At 38.2% G+C, this 22,906-nt stretch carries 23 protein-coding genes; 8 read left to right on the top strand and 15 right to left on the bottom strand.

Translation table 11 applies throughout. The annotated features are described in order from the left end of the window. Positions 1-50: 50 nt before the first annotated feature. Positions 51-776 carry a tetratricopeptide repeat protein gene (locus ACK1JC_RS11305; protein ID WP_409511975.1) on the bottom strand — a complete coding sequence of 242 codons (726 nt, stop codon included), beginning with the start codon at positions 774-776 and terminating at the stop codon, positions 51-53. A 161-nt stretch (positions 777-937) separates the two neighbouring features. On the opposite strand from ACK1JC_RS11305, the gene ACK1JC_RS11300 reads away from it, so the two are divergent. Beyond that, a complete protein-coding gene (locus tag ACK1JC_RS11300) occupies positions 938-1,822 on the top strand; it encodes an EamA family transporter (protein WP_409511974.1) in 885 nt (294 codons plus the stop codon). A 108-nt stretch (positions 1,823-1,930) separates the two neighbouring features. Here ACK1JC_RS11300 and ACK1JC_RS11295 read toward each other — a convergent pair whose 3' ends face one another. Together ACK1JC_RS11295 and truB are read right to left on the bottom strand one after the other, a co-directional pair. Next, on the bottom strand, positions 1,931-2,704 hold the full coding sequence (locus ACK1JC_RS11295; RefSeq protein WP_409512008.1) for a sulfite exporter TauE/SafE family protein: 774 nt from the start codon (positions 2,702-2,704) through the stop codon (positions 1,931-1,933). 64 nt (positions 2,705-2,768) lie between these two features. After that, on the bottom strand, positions 2,769-3,674 hold the full coding sequence (gene truB, locus ACK1JC_RS11290; protein WP_409511973.1) for a tRNA pseudouridine(55) synthase TruB: 906 nt from the start codon (positions 3,672-3,674) through the stop codon (positions 2,769-2,771). Between the two features lie 141 nt (positions 3,675-3,815). On the opposite strand from truB, the gene ACK1JC_RS11285 reads away from it, so the two are divergent. From ACK1JC_RS11285 to ACK1JC_RS11270, 4 genes are all read left to right on the top strand, one after another. Continuing rightward, positions 3,816-4,853, top strand: coding sequence for a lipase secretion chaperone (locus tag ACK1JC_RS11285; RefSeq protein WP_409511972.1), 1,038 nt, complete (start codon positions 3,816-3,818; stop codon positions 4,851-4,853). Positions 4,854-4,886: 33 nt separating this feature from the next. After that, complete coding sequence (locus ACK1JC_RS11280) at positions 4,887-5,870, top strand: esterase/lipase family protein (RefSeq protein WP_409511971.1); 984 nt, start codon at positions 4,887-4,889, stop codon at positions 5,868-5,870. A gap of 84 nt (positions 5,871-5,954) precedes the next feature. After that, on the top strand, positions 5,955-6,926 hold the full coding sequence (locus tag ACK1JC_RS11275; RefSeq protein WP_409511970.1) for an esterase/lipase family protein: 972 nt from the start codon (positions 5,955-5,957) through the stop codon (positions 6,924-6,926). 609 nt (positions 6,927-7,535) lie between these two features. Next, positions 7,536-7,703, top strand: a complete 168-nt coding sequence (locus ACK1JC_RS11270) for a hypothetical protein (protein ID WP_409511969.1) — start codon at positions 7,536-7,538, stop codon at positions 7,701-7,703. A 406-nt stretch (positions 7,704-8,109) separates the two neighbouring features. On the opposite strand, the gene rplS is transcribed toward ACK1JC_RS11270, so the two are convergent. The 12 genes from rplS to ispH form a co-directional block, all read right to left on the bottom strand. Next, on the bottom strand, positions 8,110-8,484 hold the full coding sequence (rplS, locus tag ACK1JC_RS11265) for a 50S ribosomal protein L19 (protein ID WP_409511968.1): 375 nt from the start codon (positions 8,482-8,484) through the stop codon (positions 8,110-8,112). A gap of 163 nt (positions 8,485-8,647) precedes the next feature. Next, the gene (gene trmD, locus ACK1JC_RS11260; RefSeq protein ID WP_409511967.1) at positions 8,648-9,391 is read right to left on the bottom strand and encodes a tRNA (guanosine(37)-N1)-methyltransferase TrmD; all 744 of its coding nucleotides are present in this window, start codon (positions 9,389-9,391) and stop codon (positions 8,648-8,650) included. A 43-nt stretch (positions 9,392-9,434) separates the two neighbouring features. Next, positions 9,435-9,983, bottom strand: coding sequence for a ribosome maturation factor RimM (gene rimM / locus ACK1JC_RS11255; protein WP_409511966.1), 549 nt, complete (start codon positions 9,981-9,983; stop codon positions 9,435-9,437). Positions 9,984-10,011: 28 nt separating this feature from the next. Further along, positions 10,012-10,269 (bottom strand): 30S ribosomal protein S16, encoded by a 258-nt coding sequence (gene rpsP / locus ACK1JC_RS11250; protein WP_409511965.1) that lies wholly within the window; start codon positions 10,267-10,269, stop codon positions 10,012-10,014. 144 nt (positions 10,270-10,413) lie between these two features. Continuing rightward, positions 10,414-10,896, bottom strand: coding sequence for a type IV pilin protein (locus ACK1JC_RS11245; RefSeq protein ID WP_409511964.1), 483 nt, complete (start codon positions 10,894-10,896; stop codon positions 10,414-10,416). After that, positions 10,896-11,507 carry a type IV pilin protein gene (locus ACK1JC_RS11240; RefSeq protein WP_409511963.1) on the bottom strand — a complete coding sequence of 204 codons (612 nt, stop codon included), beginning with the start codon at positions 11,505-11,507 and terminating at the stop codon, positions 10,896-10,898. Before ACK1JC_RS11240 ends, ACK1JC_RS11245 begins: the two co-directional genes overlap by 1 nt. Next, a complete protein-coding gene (locus tag ACK1JC_RS11235) occupies positions 11,495-15,406 on the bottom strand; it encodes a pilus assembly protein PilY (protein WP_409511962.1) in 3,912 nt (1,303 codons plus the stop codon). The genes ACK1JC_RS11240 and ACK1JC_RS11235 overlap by 13 nt, the downstream gene beginning before the upstream one ends. Before the next feature lie 15 nt (positions 15,407-15,421). Then, complete coding sequence (locus tag ACK1JC_RS11230) at positions 15,422-16,204, bottom strand: hypothetical protein (protein WP_409511961.1); 783 nt, start codon at positions 16,202-16,204, stop codon at positions 15,422-15,424. A 44-nt stretch (positions 16,205-16,248) separates the two neighbouring features. Continuing rightward, on the bottom strand, positions 16,249-17,244 hold the full coding sequence (locus ACK1JC_RS11225; RefSeq protein WP_409511960.1) for a PilW family protein: 996 nt from the start codon (positions 17,242-17,244) through the stop codon (positions 16,249-16,251). Beyond that, the gene (gene pilV, locus ACK1JC_RS11220; RefSeq protein WP_409511959.1) at positions 17,244-17,786 is read right to left on the bottom strand and encodes a type IV pilus modification protein PilV; all 543 of its coding nucleotides are present in this window, start codon (positions 17,784-17,786) and stop codon (positions 17,244-17,246) included. The genes ACK1JC_RS11225 and pilV overlap by 1 nt, the downstream gene beginning before the upstream one ends. Next, positions 17,787-18,284 carry a GspH/FimT family pseudopilin gene (locus ACK1JC_RS11215; RefSeq protein ID WP_409511958.1) on the bottom strand — a complete coding sequence of 166 codons (498 nt, stop codon included), beginning with the start codon at positions 18,282-18,284 and terminating at the stop codon, positions 17,787-17,789. It lies immediately after the preceding gene. A 139-nt stretch (positions 18,285-18,423) separates the two neighbouring features. Beyond that, on the bottom strand, positions 18,424-19,374 hold the full coding sequence (ispH, locus tag ACK1JC_RS11210; RefSeq protein WP_409511957.1) for a 4-hydroxy-3-methylbut-2-enyl diphosphate reductase: 951 nt from the start codon (positions 19,372-19,374) through the stop codon (positions 18,424-18,426). A gap of 134 nt (positions 19,375-19,508) precedes the next feature. On the opposite strand from ispH, the gene gmk reads away from it, so the two are divergent. From gmk to ACK1JC_RS11195, 3 genes are all read left to right on the top strand, one after another. Beyond that, positions 19,509-20,132: a guanylate kinase gene (gene gmk, locus ACK1JC_RS11205; RefSeq protein ID WP_409511956.1), complete on the top strand. Its 624-nt coding sequence runs from the start codon at positions 19,509-19,511 to the stop codon at positions 20,130-20,132. Positions 20,133-20,305: 173 nt separating this feature from the next. Continuing rightward, positions 20,306-20,587 carry a DNA-directed RNA polymerase subunit omega gene (gene rpoZ, locus ACK1JC_RS11200; RefSeq protein ID WP_409511955.1) on the top strand — a complete coding sequence of 94 codons (282 nt, stop codon included), beginning with the start codon at positions 20,306-20,308 and terminating at the stop codon, positions 20,585-20,587. Between the two features lie 201 nt (positions 20,588-20,788). Next, complete coding sequence (locus ACK1JC_RS11195) at positions 20,789-22,891, top strand: RelA/SpoT family protein (RefSeq protein ID WP_409511954.1); 2,103 nt, start codon at positions 20,789-20,791, stop codon at positions 22,889-22,891. Positions 22,892-22,906: the final 15 nt, after the last annotated feature.

Genomic DNA, 22,906 nt, shown 5'->3' with positions numbered 1-22,906 from the left:
ACAAAATCCCGCATCAATGAGAACGGGATTTTAAATTTTACCCATTTCAATCAGGAAATTTTAAACTCAATTGAAGCTGCTTCAATATGCTGATGATCCCGAGCAAGCTGTAAATACTTCAATGCCACTTGTTTATCTTTTCTAACCCCATTACCGTCCTTATATGCTTGAAATAATTCAAAATAAGCATCGACATGACCCAGATCAGCCGCTTGAGTGAGAAAGTCTACAGTTTGCACAGAACATTGAGCTACACCGTGCCCATGACGGTACAACTGTGCAAGCAAATAATATGCATGAGGAATCTGCTGATCTTTAGCCAAATTGAGCCAATATAATGCTTTCGGCATATTTGACTGACGCTGTTCATGTATCGCCATACATAGCATAGCCTGAACATTTCCCTGTTGTGCTGCAGCATCCAGTAATATTAAATGTTGCTCATCATCTAAAGGCAGTAACATTGCCAATTCAAACTGAGCATCTTCATATTGTTGATCTGCAGCATGCTTAAGCCAAAATAGACTCTGTTCTAAATTTTTTTCAACACCCGTTCCATATCTCAAAAACTGCGCATACATATATTGTGCATTGGCATGACCAGATTCAGCTGCTTGCGCTACCAATACAGTCTTTTCAGCATCAGACATAGCGTTTTCTTGTTGCTGCAGAAATGCCATAGCCTGAAGATAATTGGATTCAATTAGATGTTCTGAGCATGCTAAAGTTGGCTGCTTTTTACCAGAATTTATTGTATATAATGTTATTTCAGACATATTTTGCCCTGAATTTGTAAATTTAATTGTCAGTTAATCTCATAGTACCTGAGTTTTAATTTTTTACCAAAATATTACATGAATATTCATATATTTAAAAAATAGTTATACATTGATCTATTAATGATAAAATTTCTTGAGCATTTTCTCAGTATTCATATATGCAAAATACACAGTTAAAAGCCGTGATCTACATGGTACTGTCCATGGTCGCGTACCAAATCAGTGCATCATTTGCCAAGCAACTTTTTGAAGTACTTGATCCACTCACCGTTGTGACCTTGCGACTATGTTTTGCCTCTATTTTAGTTATTTTAATGTTCCGTTCATGGAAAATCATTAAGCGCCTTCCCTATTTAAGATGGTCAGATTTGTTATTTTATAGTGGCTCAGTCTGCCTAATGAATGCCCTCTTTTACGCATCACTTGGAAAGTTGCCACAAGGCATTGCCGTGGGTCTAGAGTTCTTAGGACCTTTAACGCTTGCATTACTTTCAATTAAACAAAAATCCGATTATCTTTGGGTTGCATTGGCGATTGTTGGTGTTTCATTGATGGTGCCTTGGCAAGACACCCAAAGTCCAAATTTTTCATGGTTAGGGGCTACTTTTGCAATAAGTGCTGGTTTTTTCTGGGCTTGTTATATTTATTTTGGACAACGTGTTGTTCGTCAAAATATTGGTATGCATGCACTCAGTATTGCGATTGTATTATCAGCATTGGTTATGTTACCGATCAGCGCCATTCACAATCCAACTGCCCTTTTTCAGTTTCAATATTGGCCTCAGGCCCTAGCTATTGCGTTATTGGCAACAGCTATTCCCTACGCACTTGATCTGATGGCACTCAAGCATTTAAGTAAATTGAGTTATGGAACACTGTCAAGTTTGTCACCTGCTTTGGGTGCATTGGCAGGATTAGTTTTATTAAATGAACATTTAAATCTTTGGCAAATCATTGCCTTAGTCTGCATTACCGCAGCATCTGTGGGTGTTACTTTTAATGCAGCTCGTTCTTCTAATATAGAAACATCTACTTCAAGTTAAAGACTACAAAAACAATGCTATTTTAAGTAATCACTAAAAAGCCGTTATTGATCATTTTCAATAACGGCTTTTATTTAAAATGCTATGCTGTCTAAAAAAATAAATACTCTACTGCGTTATCATTTGATAACCCAAGCGACAAATCAAAATACTGACTAAAATTAAAAATAGAACACGAATAAAACCACTACCGTATTTCAATGCCATTTTCACACCAAGCAATGAACCTGCAACATTCGCCACAGCCATCATTAGCCCCAATTGAAATAACACATGCCCTGTTGGGATAAAGAAACTCAGTGCTGCAAAGTTAGTCATAAAATTTCCAATTTTAGACAATGCTGATGCATGTAAAAAATCGACTTTTAAATAGCGGATAAAATAGAAAATAAAGAAACTACCCGTTCCTGGGCCAAATATTCCATCATAAAAACCAATGAGTAAACCACCTAGACCTGCGAGTAGTAAAATTTTATTGGTCACTTCTTGCTGAATATGTACTTGACCAAATTGCTTTTTAGTAAAGGTATAGATCGCAATCACGATCAGCATAAATAACACAAAGGGTCTTAAAAATGACTGTGGAATTAATGCCACACATGCTGCCCCTCCAAAGGAACTAATACATGCTGTTACAGCAATTACAGCCAATAATTTCCATTGTAGTTTAACTTTTCGCAGATAAGACCATGCTGCAGAGGCTGTCCCACAAATAGAGGCTAGTTTATTCGTACCAAAAACAGTCGCTGTCGCATAATGTGGTAAAGCACCCATTAAGGCAGGAATTTGAATCAGTCCACCACCACCAACTGCCGCATCAATTGCACCTGCACAAAAGGCAAAAAAAATCAGACTGAGTATCAGATCAAATTCCATACAAATTACTCTTCGGTTTTCACAATGTGAGAAATAATAACAATATTGTCATTAAAACAAATACTTTTTCTTAGAGATTAAGCACTCGCTTTGGTATTAGACGTTTTTTATCGCTAATTTCAGCTAATCCTAAACATTTTTCACCATCAAAGACTAAGACTTCAGCTTCTGCAGGATGATCAATATTGCTTTCCATACCACGACTGAAAAATTCAGCACGACCTTCTGGTGCTTGAATCTTTAGAAAATGATCGACTGGTGCGTAAGGCTGAAGTAACAAGGCATCTCGTTCCGCATGCGTCAAACTTTCTAAATATTCAATGGTATATGTTGGAATCAGCTCAAAATGACCTGTTTGAATGCGGTGCAAATAGGTCAAATGCCCTTGAGTTTCTAATGCTTTCGCAATATCTTCACCCAAAACACGAATGTATGTTCCTTTCGAACACGTTACATCAAGCGTAATACTATTTTGAGTAAACTCTATCAATTGTATTGCTAGGATATGAATTGGACGTGCAGGACGATCAATTTCAATGCCCTTACGTGCAAGTTCATACAATGGACGACCATCTTTTTTAAGTGCCGAATACATGGGTGGAATCTGTAAAATGTCACCTGTAAATTTTGCCAATACTGCTTCGATTTTTTCTCGCGTCAGCTCAGGCACAGCCTGTTCATGGAGCACGTCACCTTCGACATCACCTGTTGTTGTGCTATGTCCAAGTTGTATCGTGGTCAAGTAACGCTTATTCGAGTCGAGTAAATAGTGCGAAAACTTGGTTGCTTCACCCAAGCAAATTGGCAATAAACCCGATGCCAATGGATCAAGCGCACCCGTATGTCCTGCTTTTTGCGCATTATATAGCCAGCGAACCTTTTGCAATGCCGCATTAGAGCTTACACCCAATGGCTTATTTAATAAAAAAACGCCACTCAGATGGCGACGATGATTTTTTTGAGATTTCGCTGACATATTTTGAACAAAAAGGAAAATGTTTATGCATTCTAACAAATTCCTTCGATCTATTTTTACAATTTTCAACTTTGCAAAAATTGAAGAATAGACCATTCTTTTTCAACTAAAAATAAAAGTTGAAATAGGATTTTAAACACTATGCAACAACATCAGAAAAAAATTACAGGGCTTATTGCAGCTATTATTTGTATTCTATCTTTAAGTCTATTTTTTTGGCTTAGACCCGATGTAACTCAGGATATACCTACAGCAACACCGACCTCCACACAAGATAATGCCACGAGCACTGAAGCAACATCAGCAATGGATGCCAATTCAGCACACTCACTCGTGAGTAATAGTCAGAAAGACACGCAAATCAATTGCCAAATTCGTATAGATGCATCTAATCGTTTGATTGTGAATGAACAAACTAAAGACTGTTTTGAGTATTTCATTACTCAATACGGCGAAAAAACCATTGAGCAGATTAAGGCAGATTTTCTCACCTATACCAAAGAAAGCTATAAAGATCCTGTCATGTCACAACTTAGTGATTTGTGGACACGCTATATGCAGTACCGCGAACAATTGGGTAATCTTCAAGTACCAACTGCCGATAAAGAATCTGCAAAATATTATCAACAGATTGTGAATAACACCCAAAATTTAAGAAAAAAATTCTTTTCAGATTATGAAATTCAAGGATTATTTGGTACGCAAGATACTTATGATCAATATACAGTTGATCGTATGCAAATCCTTGAAGATAAAACATTATCGGCAATAGAAAAAGCCAATAAACTTCAAGCATTATTTGAAAAATTACCTGAAGATTGGAAAGAAAATTTAAAACAGCTTAATCAACTTGAAGATCTTCGTAAGCTAACTGCAGAGATTAAGGCACGTGGTGGTTCTGCAGATGAATTACGCCAGATGCGCACTAATTTAGTCGGCCCCGAAGCTACTCAACGCCTTGAAACATTAGATGTGCAACGTAATGATTGGAAAGGCAAAGTCACACAATACTTAGCTGAACGTGACAACATCATGAAAAGTAATATGAGTGATTCAGCCAAACAAAGTGCTGTTAACCAATTAAAATTACAACAATTTTCGAATCAACAAGAACAAATCAGATTGCAAACTTTTGAAACTATCTATGACCAAGGAGGAAAATTGCCATTTGCTAATTAGCATCTAAATTTATTTTTTCAAATAGGGAATCTCATGAAAAAACGTAAAACAAAAAATATTTTAGCGTTGAGTTTATGTAGTGCATTATGCCTAGGAATTGGCAGCCAAACTCAAGCGTCACAGGGGCTTTTGCAAATTAAACAAACTGCAAAATCTAACTATACACAAACCAAATATCCAATCGTCATGGTTCACGGGTGGTTGGGTTGGTCACGAATAGGGAACGATAGCTTTAATATCGATTATTGGTATCAAATTTTACCCGACATGGCTCGCAATGGCTCAACTGTATTTGCCGCACAATTATCACCAACAAATACAACCGCTGTTCGTGGTGAACAACTCATTGCTCAGGTTGAAGAAGTCATTGCTCTTACGGGCAAAGATAAAGTCAACCTGATTGGTCATAGCCATGGTGGTCCAACTGTACAATATGTCGCTACGGTTAAACCACAGTTTGTTGCATCAGCAACAGGCGTGGGTGGAACATTCCGTGGTTCAAAAGTTGCCGATGTCATCCAGAATAATTCTGGCCTCAAAACTTTTATGAATATTCTGGGGCAATATATTGTTGGTCCTCTAATCGCATGGGCAGAGGCTAATCCCGACACCCCAATTGATTTTGATGGGTCAATGAAATCACTGACTGAAACAGGTTCAGCAGCATTTAATTTTAAATACCCAACAGCTGCACTGGCTACAGACTGTAATAAAAGCGGTGCAACGAGTGAGAAAGGTATTTATTACTACTCATGGGGTGGTACAAAACAAACGACTAACCTCTTGGATATAGACACCATTTTAATGCAGCTTGGTCCATTGGCATACGGTAACAATGACAATGACGGCATGGTTGCACGTTGTAGCACTCATTTTGGTAAAGTCATTCGTGATAATTATGCGCTTAATCATACGGATCTTGCCAACATGATGTTTGGATTAAGAGGACTACTCTCTCCTGACCCTGTTGATATGTATCGTCAACATGCAAATCGCCTGAAATTACAAGGGCTTTAATTCCTAACTTCGCCTGACAGAAACACACATTCTGTTAGGTTACTTTTCCCAAAAATTAAAACGCAAATAAAAAGAGTAATTGAAATGAAATTTAAAATGAATGCCCTCGGTATTGCTCTAATCCTTGGTCTAAGCACCATGACTGCATCTGCATCTGGACTACAAAAAGTCACTGCTAATTATGTCAGTTCCAATTATGCAAAAACCAAATACCCTATTGTGTTTAACCACGGTATGTTCGGTTTTACACGCTTAGGAACATCCTCTCTAGGCGTAGATTATTTTTACCAAGTCTTACCTGATCTTGCACGTAATGGTGCAAATGTTTTCGCTACACAAGTATCGCCTCTCGAAACCACAGAGCTTCGTGGTGAGCAACTTTTACAGCAGGTCGATGAAGTCATAGCACTGACAGGTTCAACAAAAGTGAATTTGATTGGACACAGTCACGGCGGACCAACCATCCGTTATATTGAAATTGTTGCGCCTGAAAAAGTCTCATCATTGACTTCTGTTGCTGGTACGATCAAAGGCTCAAAAGTTGCAGATGATCTTTTAGCCAATAAGTTTGCCAATAGTACCATGACTATTGTGGGGCAATATATTCTTGCGCCTGTCATCACACTACTTGAAGGTAATCCATCTTTACCAAATAGCTTTGAGCATTCACTACAAAGTATTAGTGAAAAAGGCGCTACCGAATTTAATGCAAAATATCCAAGTGCAGCCATTCCTAAAGATTGTGGAAATGGACAAAAAGTGACTACAAATGGTATCTATCATTATTCATGGACAGGCACATCTCAAGCCACCAATCTATTGGATGTAGTAGACAATGCCATTTCCATCCTTGCGCCTTTATCTTATAAGAATAAAGACAACGATGGATTGGTCAACCGCTGTAATACACATTTCGGACAAGTCATTCGTGACGACTATAATCAAACCCATTTAGATGAGGTCAATCAAATTTTAGGTCTAAAGGCACTATTTGGACAAGATCCTGTCTCTTTATATCGTCAACAAGCCAACCGTTTAAAACTTGAAGGTTTATAATTTTTTTTCAATTACTATTACAATACTGCTCTATGCCATAGAAGCAGTATTGTAAAATCATTAACAAAACCATCCAAATATAACTAAACAATAAGTTTAAATATTATAAATAAAACCATTAATTCAATATGACACAGTTACCATAAAATATAAGTAAAATAAATCACACTATGCATCCATTTTATCTATTATTTCAAAAAAACTCATTAAAACAGATATTAAAGACTTAACTGAAAATGTAAAAGCATCGACCTCAACTTTTAACACTTATTCAAAGATGCAATACCTTATTATTTTTGCCCATGGATTATTCAGTTTCGGTAATGCAGTTGGTATCGACTATTTTTACGCTATTTTATCTGATCTAGCACGTAATGGTGCTGATACTTGAGCAACTCGTGTTTCAACTATGAACTCTAGTGAAATTCATGGAGAACAAACACTGCAACAAGTTGAATGAATTTTAGCCATTATTAAAAAAGCAAAAGTCAACTTAATTGGTCATCGCCATGGTGGGCAATCCATTCGTTATTTTCTAGAATAATTCCCGACAAAATTGTACCTGTCACGCCAATCGGTTCTATTAATAAAGGTGTAAAATTCGCAGATATGCTCAAAGGTGTACTGATTGGTGGAATTTTAGAAGCACCTGATCGTGCAGTTTTTGATAATTTAGTCGCACCTGCTATTACTTTTGCTTCGGATCTTGATCCACAAATTTCCCCATACGATGCAAAGGCAGCATTACAAGCCTTAGGTACGACTAAATCACTTTAATTTAATCAAAAATTTCTAAATGGAGTCACTGCACGAGCTGTAGTGAAGGCACAAGCCAAGTAAATGGAACTTATTATTAATCATTTATCGGCAATTCTTCATTTAATACAATGCTAGAGCCCTACAGATTATGGAATGATCGCTTCATCTCTTATTGCTGGTGATGGTGTAGCTAGTCGTTGCTCTTCTCGATTTGATAAAGTGATTCGTGATACACACAATGGAATCACTTAAACAAATTTAATCAACTACTTGGAATTCTTGGTTTATTCTCTGCTGACCTAGTTCAAGTTTATTGTCAACATGCAAACGGCTTAAAAATACAAGACTTATAATTGGCAACTCAGAATAAGCCATAAAAAATGCGCCTAAAGGCGCATTTTTTTCACTCGTACAAAACTTAAAATTAAGCTTTAACTTTACGAGCTGGTAATTTTTCACGAATACGTGCAGCTTTACCAGACAATTCGCGTAGGTAATAAAGCTTAGCACGACGAACGTCACCACGACGTTTCACTTCGATTTTAGCAACGATTGGAGAATGTGTTTGGAAAACACGTTCAACACCAACACCGCTAGAAATTTTACGTACTGTAAATGCAGAGTTTAAGCCACGGTTTTTCTTAGCGATTACAACGCCTTCGAAAGCCTGAAGACGCTCACGATCGCCCTCTTTAACTTTAACAGAAACAATTACTGTATCACCTGGTGCAAACGCAGGGATATCAGTTTTTAATTGTGCATTTTCAATAATTTGAACTAAAGGATGCTTACCGCTCATGGGGTATCTCCAATGTGTGGGTCAGAAGAGGTCTGATCTCCACGGGGTATAGAGGCTAAAGCGCATAGACCCGATTATCTTTCTCTTTATGCTTGACCACTTCAATGCATAGAGAGCCTATTTAAAGAGTACTTAAATAAGTTTAAGTACTTGCTTGAAAAAACTATTGTTTCTTCTCGCTTTGTAGCCATTTTTTTTGCTGCTTCGTCAACTCAACTTGTTCAACCAGTTCAGGTCGACGTTCAAGTGTACGTTGATAACGCTGCAAAAACCGCCATTTTTCAATATTGGCATGATGCCCAGATTTTAACACCTCAGGCACATCCAAACCTTCAAAATGGTCTGGCTTAGTATATTGTGGACAATCTAAAAGACCATCTACAAATGAGTCTTGCACATGTGATTGCTCATCAGACATTGCACCCGGAAGTCTCCGAATAACGCTATCTAAAAGAACCATCGCAGGAAGTTCACCGCCAGATAAAACATAATCTCCAATTGACCATTCCTGATCAATATAAGTTTGGATCAAACGCTCATCGACCCCTTCATAACGCCCACACAGTACTATCAATCCATCATATTCAACAAACTGTTGTACCGCTGACTCACGTAAGGTTTTCCCTTGCGGTGACATATACACCACAGGAACATGAACCGCACCCGCTTGCTGCGCAAGAATTTTGGCATGCTTGATCGCTTTCGCCAAAGGCTCTGCCATCATGACCATACCAGGACCACCACCAAATGGACGTTCATCCACTCTTTTGTAGTTGCCCTCAGCAAATTCACGAGGATTGATACAATGGACTTGGATCAATTCATTTTTTGCTGCACGCCCGCTAATACCGTACGCTGTAATCGCTTCAAACATTTCAGGAAAAAGCGTAATAACTGCAAAAAACATCGCAGACTCCTCTCTTTTCCTGCTGTGTTAACCCTTGTGAGGATTAATAATCTACGCCCCAATTTACGTAGATACGACCAGCTTCCAAATCAACGCGCTGTACCACATCTTTATGCCATGGAATCATTCGCTCTTCGCCATCGACACTTTCAGGTGTTGCGTGTACCACCATCACGTCATTGGCTCCTGTTTCAAACATTTCATGGATTTTACCGAGATTAACTTCTTGTTCAGCGTCATCTAAACCTAATACAATTAAGCCTTTCAATGCTGTCCAATAATACTCATCCACGCCTGCTTGAGGCAGTTGCGATTTTGAAATCCATACATTTGCGCCAACTAAATTGTCTGCTGAAGTGCGATCACTCACATCTTTAAGCGAAACAACTAAGCCTTTACCATGTGGTTTCCAGCGTTTTACATCTACAATTTGCCAACCTGCTTTGGTTTCAATGTACCAAGGCAGATAGTCAAATATATTGCTCATAGGTTCTGTATTGGAATAGACCCAGAGCCACCCATTTAATCCATATGCTGAACGTAGCTGTCCAATCTGAATACGATCTTCGGGAACATTCTGTGTTGGTGTCATGGGCAATCTACTACCTAATTTTCAAAAATTATGCAGCAGCTGCAGCTTTCTTAGCTTGAGCAGCTAAAGAAGCAACACGTTCAGACGGTTGAGCACCTTGAGCAACCCAATGAGCAAGACGATCAGCATCTAAACGAAGTTTTTCTGCTTTACCTTGTGCTGTTGGGTTGAAGAAACCAATACGTTCGATGAAACGACCATCACGTGCATTGCGGCTATCAGTCACAATGATTTGATAGAAAGGACGTTTTTTAGCACCACCGCGTGCAAGACGAATAACAACCATGATAGAACCTTATAGTTTTTACGGATTATCCTTGTACCGACCATCGGCACAGCTCAAACCCCTTTCATAGAGGGCAATATTTTACGTCATCTTGCACACGAAGGAAAGATCAATTTTTGTTTATCCACATTTTTGAATTTAAGTTTAGCGTCCGTCCCAGTTTGTCGATGCTGAAGGTACACAAGCTACACCAGCATTTTTGTCAGACCCTTTAGTCCAACAACGCTCTCCTCGAAAGTTGATAACAATATGCCCATCTTCAAACTGTTGAGCGGCTGTTCTTGGTGTTGCGACCAATAACCAAGTATTTACTTTTGCCCCTGTAGCACTCAGTGCATTAATTCCATCTATATCTGTTAGTTTTAAATCATACAATACTGTACCTGTTGTAGGAAAAACATTCCCACCAAATACCTTTGTATTAGCTAAGGTTAATCCTGCAAAATTATTATTTGCCATTTTATAATTGGCTAAATTACGAGAAATTTGTAACATAGCCGTCTGCATATCAACTCGTTTTGTCTTTTTTACATACTGTAAATAAGATGGATAAGCAATTGCTGCGAGGATGCCAATAATTGCCACCACAATCATCACTTCAACAAATGTAAAGCCTTTTTGGTGCATTACCACCCCTCCATTCCATTTGTTGCAGAGCCACAATCTGTATAAGAAACATTTGCTGATGTTTTATTTTTACAACGTAAGCCTGAACTCGTTAATAAATAAGTATAGTTTTTATTATTTGCTTCTTTTGATAATGCTTTGATTGCATAGCTACGCCCAACAGCACCATCATCTGTTAATTTCTTACTCGTATCTTGCAGATCCATAATCGTAATAACATATTTAATATTTGTACCTGTTGCACCCGTTGGTAAAGTAATTTCAGTTAAGGGATCATTATTTTTACATTTATTACTGCCAGAGGTATCTACAATCTGACCATAAATATACTTTGGATCAAAACAGCGATATGTAAAGTTTTTAGATTTGAAACGTTCAAGCTGTTCAGCAATTTTCTGAATTTCTTGTTCAGCTGCCGAAGCATCAGCCTTACGAGCATATTGTTGATACGATGGTACGGCAATTACTGCAAAAATCGTAATAATCACAATAACAACCATTAACTCAATAAGTGTGAAGCCTGATTGCTTTGCCTCTTGGTTACTAGCATTTCTGCTAGTAACCAAAGACAAATTCAGCAATCGACTCAATTTATAAATTACTTTATCCATTTATCATACCATTTCGTCGGGTTGATAATTTGTTTACACTCCCATAGCCCAGCGCCCTTTTCATTTCCTGCTAATGTTTTGTCTGGACACGATTTACCACTTATTGGAACCAGAGCCAAACCACGAATACCCGTCCCTATTACATTGGCATTACATTCCGCAGCACCATCAGGGCAATCCGTCTTTTTAGTTTGAAAACCCGTTTTACTTTCCATTCCACTAGCACCACCATCTACCGTGCCATCAGTTTTCAGACATGCTCCATATGGTAAGCAGAATAATTGACGATCTGTCTCACCTACAACCCGAGGCTTACAAGGGTCTTGGCCTGCAACACCTGTACCTTGAGGGTCATATACAGGAACTATTAAATTTCCAGTAATTGCAAAGGGTTCTTCATAAGCTTTCATACCACCAGCAACTCGAAATGCTGTTCCACCACGCTCAGTTCCATCACTCATACTAGATAATGATCTATACCAACCATTTTTGGCACCTGTTGCCTTAAAGAAATAATCTCCAATTTTACCTGTTAACTTCTGAGGATTTTTCTGCAAGCTATCTAATGTTAGACTACTCGTAAGTAAAGTCACATTCGATTTCATTAAATTTATATTTACAAAATCTCGGTCAATTAAACCATAGACATTATTTACAGGTCTGCCACTTAAAGCTGTCGATGGTAAAAGTTTCTCTCGTCCAACTGTTGGTACAACATCCAAAGGTGTACTTCTATTTCCAGAGGCCACACCAACCACAAGGAAAGTATTAGCCCCCTCATCATGAATAGTTAATGTCGGTGCCTCATAAAAACGAGGTGCTTTACTTCCTGTATAATCCCACCCACTGTTATTCGTTGTATCATTGCTTGCAAGATTTGCTATACGCTTTACACGTACCCCAAATGCACTATAGGTAGACCCTGTTTTCGTTTGGTTATTATCGAAATCAGCACGGAATACTTGCCCACCCAAATCACCAAAATAAATATTATCAATTAAACCATCAGCATTGCGATCAATCGCACTGACACGACTCACAATACTATGTTTCAAATATTGTTTATCACCATCTGCAGTAGCACTACTGAATGTTGCAGACCAAAGTAAATCACCTTTTTCCGCATCAACCATATATACAGCGTTACCCTGCGCCTGAGCTTTATTATTACATGCCGTATCTGGGTAATCCGTATTAGACACTGCTGAACTTAATGCAAAATTTGGGTTTTCATAACATTGATCATAACCACCAGCAACAATCATGACTCTTTTATCTACACCCTTAATGCGAACATTTGCGAGTACCGGTTTAGACCAAGATTGGCCCATGCGATCAAAGCCTGTAACATCTTTCCCAAGTCTAAATAGTAATTTAGGGCTCGATGGCGTTAAAACATTCAATGCGTAATAACTCTCCCCCCCCATGCGCATGCCACCATAAATATTCATTTTCAACGCTTTAACAGTACTTGTTTCACCTGTACTAGAAGCTCGCTGCGTTTTATATATTGAATCAGAGATCCACATTCCATCTGCACCAGATACTGGAGAACTACTGTCTGTTTGTCCCTTAACCAAGCCTTTTGAAGCTGAACCATTACGTAAAAGTTCAGATGCCACAAAGACCATTTGCTCCTTACCTGTCTCACTATCTACAATATGTAAACCACCATCCATCGTACCGTAAAGTACAGATTGACTACGCGTTGTTGTTAAATTGCCTGCCTTATCTAACGTTCCTGAATATGTTAATTGTACAGGTAATGAATGAATACTCCCCCCCATAGAAAGGTGTGGAGAATTAGGTACTTCTAATGTAGTAGGTAAAACCAAATCTTCATCAGTTTCATCATATGGAACACTATAACCAAGATAATTGAGTAGCTTGATCTTTGTAGCAATAGGAAAATCTTTTAATGTTGTCTGAGTTTTAAACTGTGATAATACATAATTAGCAGTACTACTTTCAGGTACAGTCCCTCCAGGAACTTTCAGCAATGAAGAACCATTCGTCGCGGATGTTAATGTACTGCCTCCATCCACTTTTACATCTGTAAACAAATTACGGACTGTATTTGCATTAGCAGTATAAGCATATTGCGGAGGTACTAATGCTAAATTTTCAGCTTGCCCTAGTATTGGCATTGGAACTTTTGAATATGCACCACCTAACCGAACAATACCGCCGTCATTATAACTTTTTCCACTATATACGCTGTTACTGTTCCACAAATCTTTGGTGCCACTATTAAATCCACCTTGAGAGTTATAAACCAAAGATCCTCCCGCAGCAGCAAATGCACCCGCATTATTTCCAGTTTGCACAACTTGATATTTTTTAAGATTTCCAGTCCAAATAACTTCACTACTTTGAGGATTAGGCTCTAAACCACGCAAATAACCATAAGGCTGAAGCCCTGAAGGGTTTAGATTATCTACTGGAACAGAAATTGCCCCTGTAGTTAATGGTTCTAAAGGGGCTTTACCTAAGTTGTTAATAAATGCAATTACACTATCCGTAACACCCGATGCTGATTGAGTTGTAAAAAAACCACCATTACCATAACCAGGCGAATTAACAGCATAAGCTCCCTTACCTGGTGAACAAGCATCATCACCACTTCGATCTGCTTGCGTTCTAGAACTCAGTCTACATGCATTTTGCACATACGACTGGGTGAGACTATTCATATCGCTACCAAACCCAACAAATGCAGTCTGGATAGAAACTCCTGTTGGATTTTTATTCGCATCAAAAAGTTTTTTTGCGAATTCTCCCATACAATCCCATGAACTTCCTGTTCCACCACCTGAAAGCCCTCCTGTACAACTAAAGCCTGAACCCTTATCAGCCAAAGCTGTTCGCATAATAGTTGTAGAACGAGCAGTGGTACTGTTATTCGCAGCACCATCGGATAAAACATATACACCCTGACCATCACAACTTACTCTATCTGCTTGTGCTGGTAATGGAGAGATATAATTCCCACCATTTTTAACAGCACTTATAGAGTTATTAAATCCACTATCAGCATTATTTCCTGTAACTTGGATCTCACCTTGAGTGTAGATAATACCTTCAGATGTTTCTAATACTTCATACTTAGCCAATTCATCTGCTGAAGGATTATTTGTAAGTTTTATCCAAGTTGCACAACTTTGAATTCCATTATTTACATCAGTATTATTATAACTACTGCATGAATAATAATTAGTAACAGTTTCTGTTTTCGTTAAAGTAGCTTTTTTATTATTTCCGTAATAATAATTTCCGCTTTTCGATACATAACATCGAATATCACTAGAGTTAAAATTAGGATAGCCTGTAGGACAAGAATAATAATTCGTTGTTTGATCTTGTTGTCGATAAATATATTTGGCAATTTCTCCAGTACCTGTAGTTGTTGTCCCCATCAGATATGCTGCTGCTTCTGCATATGCATGTGCTGTTGGTGTACCACCAGAGGCTGATAAATTTGCAATAGCATTTTTTAATGCAATACGTTGTGCTGAACCAGCCACTCCGAGTGGTTCAGCAGCCACCAATATTCTACCAGACTTACCATTCCCACCAACCGAATAATGCCCAAGACCTACTCGAACATCATTTAAAATAGGGTTCGTACTATTTAGGAAAGTATTCATCCCATTCTTTAAAGTTTGAATCCGATCTTCACGATAGTTATTCTGAGAAGGACTCATTGAACCTGATGTATCCAACATCATCACAATTGTTTTTTTACCTGCTGTTGGGTTCGCATAGATCTGTAAATCACTTGCCTGTACAACAGAAGAGGTTATTAACATTGTTCCCATAAAAGCTGAAGCAAATGTTATTCCCCGACTCAATTGTGTATGCTTCATTTCAGGAATGAACCTATTTTTTTGATTTTTCATTTCCATTCTCCAAATTTAAATCGGCGCTTTAATTTGTATATCACGAGTTCTAAGTTCAAATTCCTGAACCTGCGTACTTAATGGAATTCCATAACCTGATAAACAATCAGCTACAGTCTTTTTACCTTTCAAATTCTCATCAAGATTGTCATTGATATATCCAACCTTACTTCCATTACCTATACATTCTTCTTGAATATTTGAAATATTTTCTCTCGCAAAACTCGGCATAATTGCAGTGGAAGTAACGCGAATAGTAGCTTTAACCAAATCTTTTGCTTCTGTAGATCCAACAGCTTGATTAGAACCTCGATCTAGGTCAGCCCCAATAACTGATTGTTCACCTGAAATGACTTTAACTGAAACTTGTGTTACCACAGCTTCACGCGAACTACCAAAATCTTTAGTTAAATCACAAAAACCTGCCCTGTCTGTATAAACTGAATCAATCGTTGCTTTTGTGTCAGGATCCGCACTTTTATCAGGTGGTATTAAAACGGTCGTATCAAATGCACTATCAATTCTTTCTTTTCCTGTCGGTCTATAACAAAAAATCACTTCGCGCCCACGTTGACCACTTTCATTTAAGGAAATTGCCTGTCCAACTACCGTTGTTGGAGTTGTTAAATTTTCATAACTAGAATTATTTAAAAAATAATTACTAGGCGTATCACTACTTTGAGCAACAAGCTGATTTACCTGACTATTCGTTGCGATATTTAAAGAAGTCATTGCTGTTCGTATGCCCATAATTCCAACAAGTGTCAGCAATACCAGCATAATCAAAACAACAATCATGGTTGCACCCCGTTGAGAGTGCCTCATTAATCTAGAGTTTATATTCATCTAGGCACCCCCATACCATTACGAATCGCAATAGATGTTGTATACACCCTTCTTGCATATTGAGTTTTATCATCAGTTAATGTGACATTTTGATTCAACATCGAAACAGGCTTTGTTAAATCTATATTTTTATTTTTAGTATCATCCAGCGATCTCACCAAGACTGCCATTTTTATAGAAACTATTCTCGGTGCTGCTTCTGCAGGTGCTTTCGCACGGGCTGCTTTTGCTACTTTACGATACTCATTAATTGTATAATAACCTAAATTATTATTTGCACTTCGAGCACCCAATTGAACCGTGAAGTGATCTACTCGAGGCATAATAATTTGACCTGCACCACCAAAACCCGTAATTGATGTTGGTTGAGCAACAGCTGCTGTTCCAAGTGGTGTTGGTGTATTTGCATCACATGCTAAAGCATAATTTGTACCTGTTGTCGCGTCAGCAGGATCACGGCGCAAAAAATAACGCTGAACAACATAATCTCCCTCTTGTACATCCAAACCCTCACAATTTACCATAGCATTTGGTGCAACAAATTGAATCGTAAGTTGGTCACTTGGCAGATTTACATTTGACAAACCTTGCCATTCATTTTTTACATTGCTAACGGCTTCACCACTTCCTAGACTATGGCTTAACAAACCAACCGAAACAAATGGCGCTCCTGCTGGATAAGGAATGTTTGTTGAAGTATCTGTCGCATTTATTGCTGTTAAAACAATACCACCCCATGGTGTTTGATCATTTAAATCAGGACGAGTAACACCGTAATTTGCAAGTCGAATATCTCGCGCAATATAATCCAAGCCAAAAACACCACTATTTTGCAACTCAGCATTTGCCTCCTGCATCCTAGATGTTAAAAAACCGCCAATAAACAACTGAATTGCAGCAGCAGAAATAATTAAACCTAAAGCGAGTGCAACCATTAACTCAAGCAATGTAAAACCATTTTGAGTATTTTTTTTCATATTATTAATATTCATTAATATACCTCCATCATGAGGCATCTAGAAGATGGTGTATAAATACCCGCACTAGACATACAACTCGTCACATCAGCAGTCGTAGCTGTTGCTTTAAAAGTAGTATCATCCCATCCAATAAATAAACATTGGCGCTTAATTGGAGCAACCGAAACACCTGGACAATCTGCCATAGTTACAGTCATGCCTATATCAAATGCTGACTTTGCAACATTATAAGCATCATAATTTGCCATCTCTTCTGGTGTACAAGCAGTTGTAGGATTAAAACAATTTACAGATGGAACAGTTGGGGCAACTGTGCTTGTTGTATAATTACGCACTGTAGCTGGATAGCTTGCCTGCCCTGCTGGATTAGCACGAATATTTTCAGCCAGACCTCTTAAAATAAGCATTCCCTGAGAGCGAGATAAAGCTTCAGAAGATGCGTCTACAGCCCTTAGTTGTAAAACCGTATAACCCAATACACCGATAGCAAGTAAAAGTAATGCTACTAATACTTCCATAAGGCCTACACCTTTTTGATGTTTTATTATTATCATTTAACAGGTTCCTGTTGTCTGTGTGACATTACCTAATGCCAAAATCGTTAATGTTCGCAATTCTTTTCCTGCACACAGACTCATTGTCTGCTCAGAACCGCTAGAACCAACTTCATTAAAAACAACTTTTGTTGTGCTGCCGGACTTCAATTCCACATTTTTATCAACTGCAACTAAAATCACACGGTTTTCCTGAGCATTGATCTTATTAATCGCCGTTAAACTTGCATAATTTGGAATTGCATCTTCAGCACATTTCTTACGGGTATAGTCTAAACCTGCGGGGGTTTTATCTGGGCAAACAGCTACAGATGCTCTTAAAGTCGCGGCTTGAGACTTTGCTAAATTAAAAGCACTGACAAATGCCCGAGTATTACTATTTAATTTTTGACGAGTAACCATTTTGCCAAATGCTGGTGCAGCCATAGCAGCGATAATTGCAAAAATTGCAATTGTGACCATCATTTCAATCAGCGTGAACCCATTATTTTTTTTCATTTTGCCCCCACAACAAAACTTTATCCTATTACAAATCATAGCTTATTTTTTTACAAAACCAATACATGTATGACAAAGGGTATAAAAAAGCGGATAACTGCATAATCACAATTATCCGCTTAAAATTTAGAATAAAAATTTAAGCTTGCGTCACATGAATACGTAATTCTTTCGGCAAGCTAAAAGTAATATTTTCTTCACGACCATTCAATTCTAGTGGTGAAGTCGCTCCCCAATCTTGCAAACGCTGAATGACTTGCTTAATTAAAATCTCAGGTGCAGATGCACCAGCAGTCACCCCAATTTTACTTGTCTCGTTAAACCATTCTTGCTTCAACTCATCGGCATTATCTACAAGATGGGCCTGTTTTCCCATACGCTCGGCAAGTTCCCGTAGACGATTTGAGTTTGATGAGTTTGGTGAACCAACAACAAGTACCACATCACACTGAGTTGCTAAATCACGTACCGCATCTTGACGATTCTGCGTGGCATAGCAAATATCATCTTTACGAGGCCCCTGAATCAATGGGAATTTTTGGCGCAAAGCATCAATTACTTTAGCTGTATCATCAATCGACAATGTCGTTTGCGTAACAAAAGCAACTTTTTCAGGATGTTTAACAGCTAAAGCAGCGACATCATCCTCATCTTCAACCAAATAAATTTCACCGCCTTTTTTCTTATCATATTGCCCCATTGTACCTTCAACTTCAGGATGTCCTTCATGACCAATAAGAATGGCTTCAGTACCTTCACGAGCATATTTGGTGACTTCAATATGCACTTTTGTGACCAATGGGCAGGTCGCATCAAATACTTTTAAGCCTCGGCGATCAGCCTCTTGCTGTACTGCTTTTGATACACCATGTGCGCTAAAAATAACAATATTATCATCAGGCACTTCATCAAGCTCTTCGACAAAAATTGCCCCACGCTGACGTAAGTCATCCACCACAAACTTATTATGTACCACCTCGTGGCGAACATAAATCGGTGGATTAAAACACTCCAAAGCTCGATTGACGATGGCAATTGCACGGTCTACACCTGCGCAGAAGCCTCGTGGATTAGCCAATACAATTTCCATAGTGTCCTCAGCGTTCATAACATTTTTTGGAAAAACTTGATCAATTATATGTAAACAATTTACAAAAACTGTTTTGTTTGATGTTCGTCTACTCTAAAATAGAGAAGATATTTTATCATATCAGGAAAAATATCATGTCGGGTCTATTGTTTGTCGTTTCTGCGGCATCGGGAACAGGCAAAACATCTCTCGTGAAAGCGTTGCTTGAGCGTGTCAGTAATTTACACGTTTCTGTTTCTCATACGACCCGTGGTCAACGACCTGGCGAACTGGACGGTGTTCATTACCATTTTACTTCAAAAGAAAATTTCTTAGATCAAGTGGGTCAAGGTGGTTTTATCGAATATGCAGAAGTATTTGGTAACTATTATGGTACCGCACAAGCAACTGTTCGTGAACAGTTGACAAAGGGTCATGACGTTCTACTTGAAATTGACTGGCAAGGCGCACAGCAAGTTCGTAAACTTTTTCCTGAATCTAAACAGATTTTCATTTTACCGCCAACACAATTTGATTTACGTCAACGCTTGTCAAACCGTGGTACAGACACTATTGAAGTTATTGAGCACCGTTTGAGCTGTGCTGTTGAAGATATGCAGCAATATGTCAATTTTGATTACATCATCATCAATGATGACTTTAATAAAGCATTACATGATCTTGAATCAGTCATTAATGCTAATCGCTTAAAACTCAGTCAACAAAGTGCTCGTCATCAAGCCTTAATTGAAAAGTTAATTACGCCACAAAGTAAATAATTTTGACGTGATTTAAAGATTTTAGTTACTTGAACAGAAATAATTTATTTTTCCTATAGATTCAATAGATTGATATATCAAAAAGAGTATCAATCATAGAAAACCTTGAGTCTATAGTGAAAGCATTTTATACTGAGCAGTCTATTTAAAATTTACCCATAACGAGAATCCCTATGGCACGCGTAACTGTTGAAGATTGTTTAGACCATGTAGACAACCGCTTTGAGCTTGTACTTGTGGCAAGCAAACGCGCGCGTCAATTGGCACGTCAAGGCATTGAACCTACTGTTGAATGGGATAATGATAAACCTACTGTTGTAGCTTTACGTGAAATTGCAGTTGGTCATGTCAACAAAGATATCCTAAAACAACGTGAGCAGGATTATCAAACGTCTAGTCTTGATATGGCACTTTCTGCAAGCAGTTTGAATTTAGATGGTTTCTCTTTCCAATAAGAGTAAACGGTCTTAAAAGCCTGGTTTTCTAACCAGGCTTTTTTATTTAAAAAAATATTGTGAATCATTAGACAAATTAACAAATATTTGTTAAAAAAAATAATGTTTCCCTCTTTTAAAAAATTGACAAGCACGCCAAGATCGTTTTCATTGTTAGATTGAAAAAATGTTGTCAGTTTTTAGATTTTTAATAGGTGTTTTATGCCAGGCCCACAGGTCAGCCAAGCCAAACAACAGCTCAATATAATTATCGACGCTTATCTTCAACCAAGCGAAATCGAGCGAGTTCTTTTGGCCTGTGATTATGCCGATCTAGCACACGACGGTATTACCCGTAAAAGTGGTGAACCTTACATTCTGCATCCAATTGCAGTCAGCTGCATCCTTGCTCATATGCGTATGGATGCCGAAACACTCATGGCTGCTCTACTACATGACGTGATTGAAGACACTGATTTCAGTAAGGATGATATTGCCAATAAATTTGGACGTACAGTTGCTGAACTGGTTGATGGTGTGACTAAACTTAGCCATTCAAGCGATAAAGAATATAACAAAGCGGCAAGTTTCCGAAAAATTCTGCAAGCTACACTACAAGATCCACGTGTCATTATTATTAAACTTGCAGATCGCTATCATAATATGACTACGCTTGGTGCATTACGCCCAGATAAGCGTGCACGTATTGCACAAGAAACCTTTGATATCTTTGTACCTATGGCACGTCTTGTTGGTATGAATGAAATGGCAGATAACCTTGAACATCTGTGTTATCAAAATCTTGACCTCGACATGTATAACAATGTCCAAGAAAATTTACTCAAAACCAAACCTGAACGTTGTCAATACCAAACGGTTTGGGAACAAAAATTAGCTGACCTACTCAATGTTTACAACCTACAAGGTCGTATTAAAAAGAAAAATAATAATATTGAGCTTTTACGTCATTTTGTAAAAAATGAAATTGATTTACAAGAACTTACCCATAGTCATGCTTTTGAAATCATTTTACAGAGCATCGCAGATTGTGATCGCTTAGTTGAAGCTCTACGTGAAAATTTCCAAATCATTAGCTATCAAGATCATATCCGACGTCCACTTCCTGGTGGTAATCAATCACTGATATTACGGCTAAAAGGTGAAAAAACCACATTATCGCTAACGATACAAACTGAACTTATGCGTAAAGCTGCTCGTTTTGGTGTTGTACTCGGTGAAAATGCACCTCAAGCTTGTCGCTCTGCCATTCAAGCATCAATGAAAAATCTCAACCTATTGGTTGGTGGAGAATGTGCTAAAACGACATTTAGCGATTTACTTGATTACTTACATCAAGAAAAAATTTGGGTCTACACACCGCACGGGCAACTCCACGAATTACCACAAGGTGCAACAGCAGTCGACTTTGCCTATTCTGCGAGTTTATTTTTAGGTAATCATGCCGTTGGTGCAAAAATTAATGGTGAACTTAAACCACTTTCAACGCCCTTACAAAGTGGTCAAGTCATCGAGGTCATTACCGATGTACTTGCAACGCCTAATCCTGATTGGCTGAGTTTCGTCAATACTCAAAAAGCTCGTCGCTCTATTCAAAATATTTTGCGTGAACAAGATATTGATGAACAACGCCTCGTTGGACAACAAGCCTTAAATCGTGCTCTAAAACTCTTTAATCGCTCAATTAAAGACTTATCCGATGAAGATTGGGCAGATTTACTCGAATGGCGTCATATCCCAAATAAAGATACTTTATTTGAGCAAATCGCTGTTGGTGATTTATTACCTCAATTGGTCGCAAATCATTTATTTGTTCAAACGCAAAATGATGGACAAGTACACTCAAATCGTTTAATTCAGGGTACTGAGGGCGTAGATGTTAAATATGCCCACTGTTGTAACCCTGTGCAGGGTGACCCAATCCAAGGGCATTTATCACGTCGTGGACTCATTGTGCACCGTGCACGTTGTCATAATTTATTACATGAACAGCATCTACATCCTGAAAATATCATGCCACTTCAATGGACAGCAGAAGATGAAGACGTCAACTTCACTGCTTATTTAAGCATTGAAATGGTGCTTAATGATGAACAAATTTCAGAACTGATCTATTTATGTAGAAAATCTAAAACTGGGGTTGAATCTGTTCGCACGCATGAAAATAAAACCTATGTCGACATTGTCGTAAACAATCGCCGTCAGATCGCACAAATTATTCGTGAGTTACGCATGCAATTTGGTTTCCCACGCATATCACGCTTAGCTATGCCTGTATCGCTACCTGAGATTTCCAAAGCAGTCTGACCCATGGTTCCATCA

The sequence above is a fragment of the Acinetobacter sp. TY2 genome, from assembly GCF_046269225.1.
Lineage (GTDB): Bacteria > Pseudomonadota > Gammaproteobacteria > Pseudomonadales > Moraxellaceae > Acinetobacter.
This window is presented reverse-complemented; position numbering and strand designations above follow the sequence as displayed.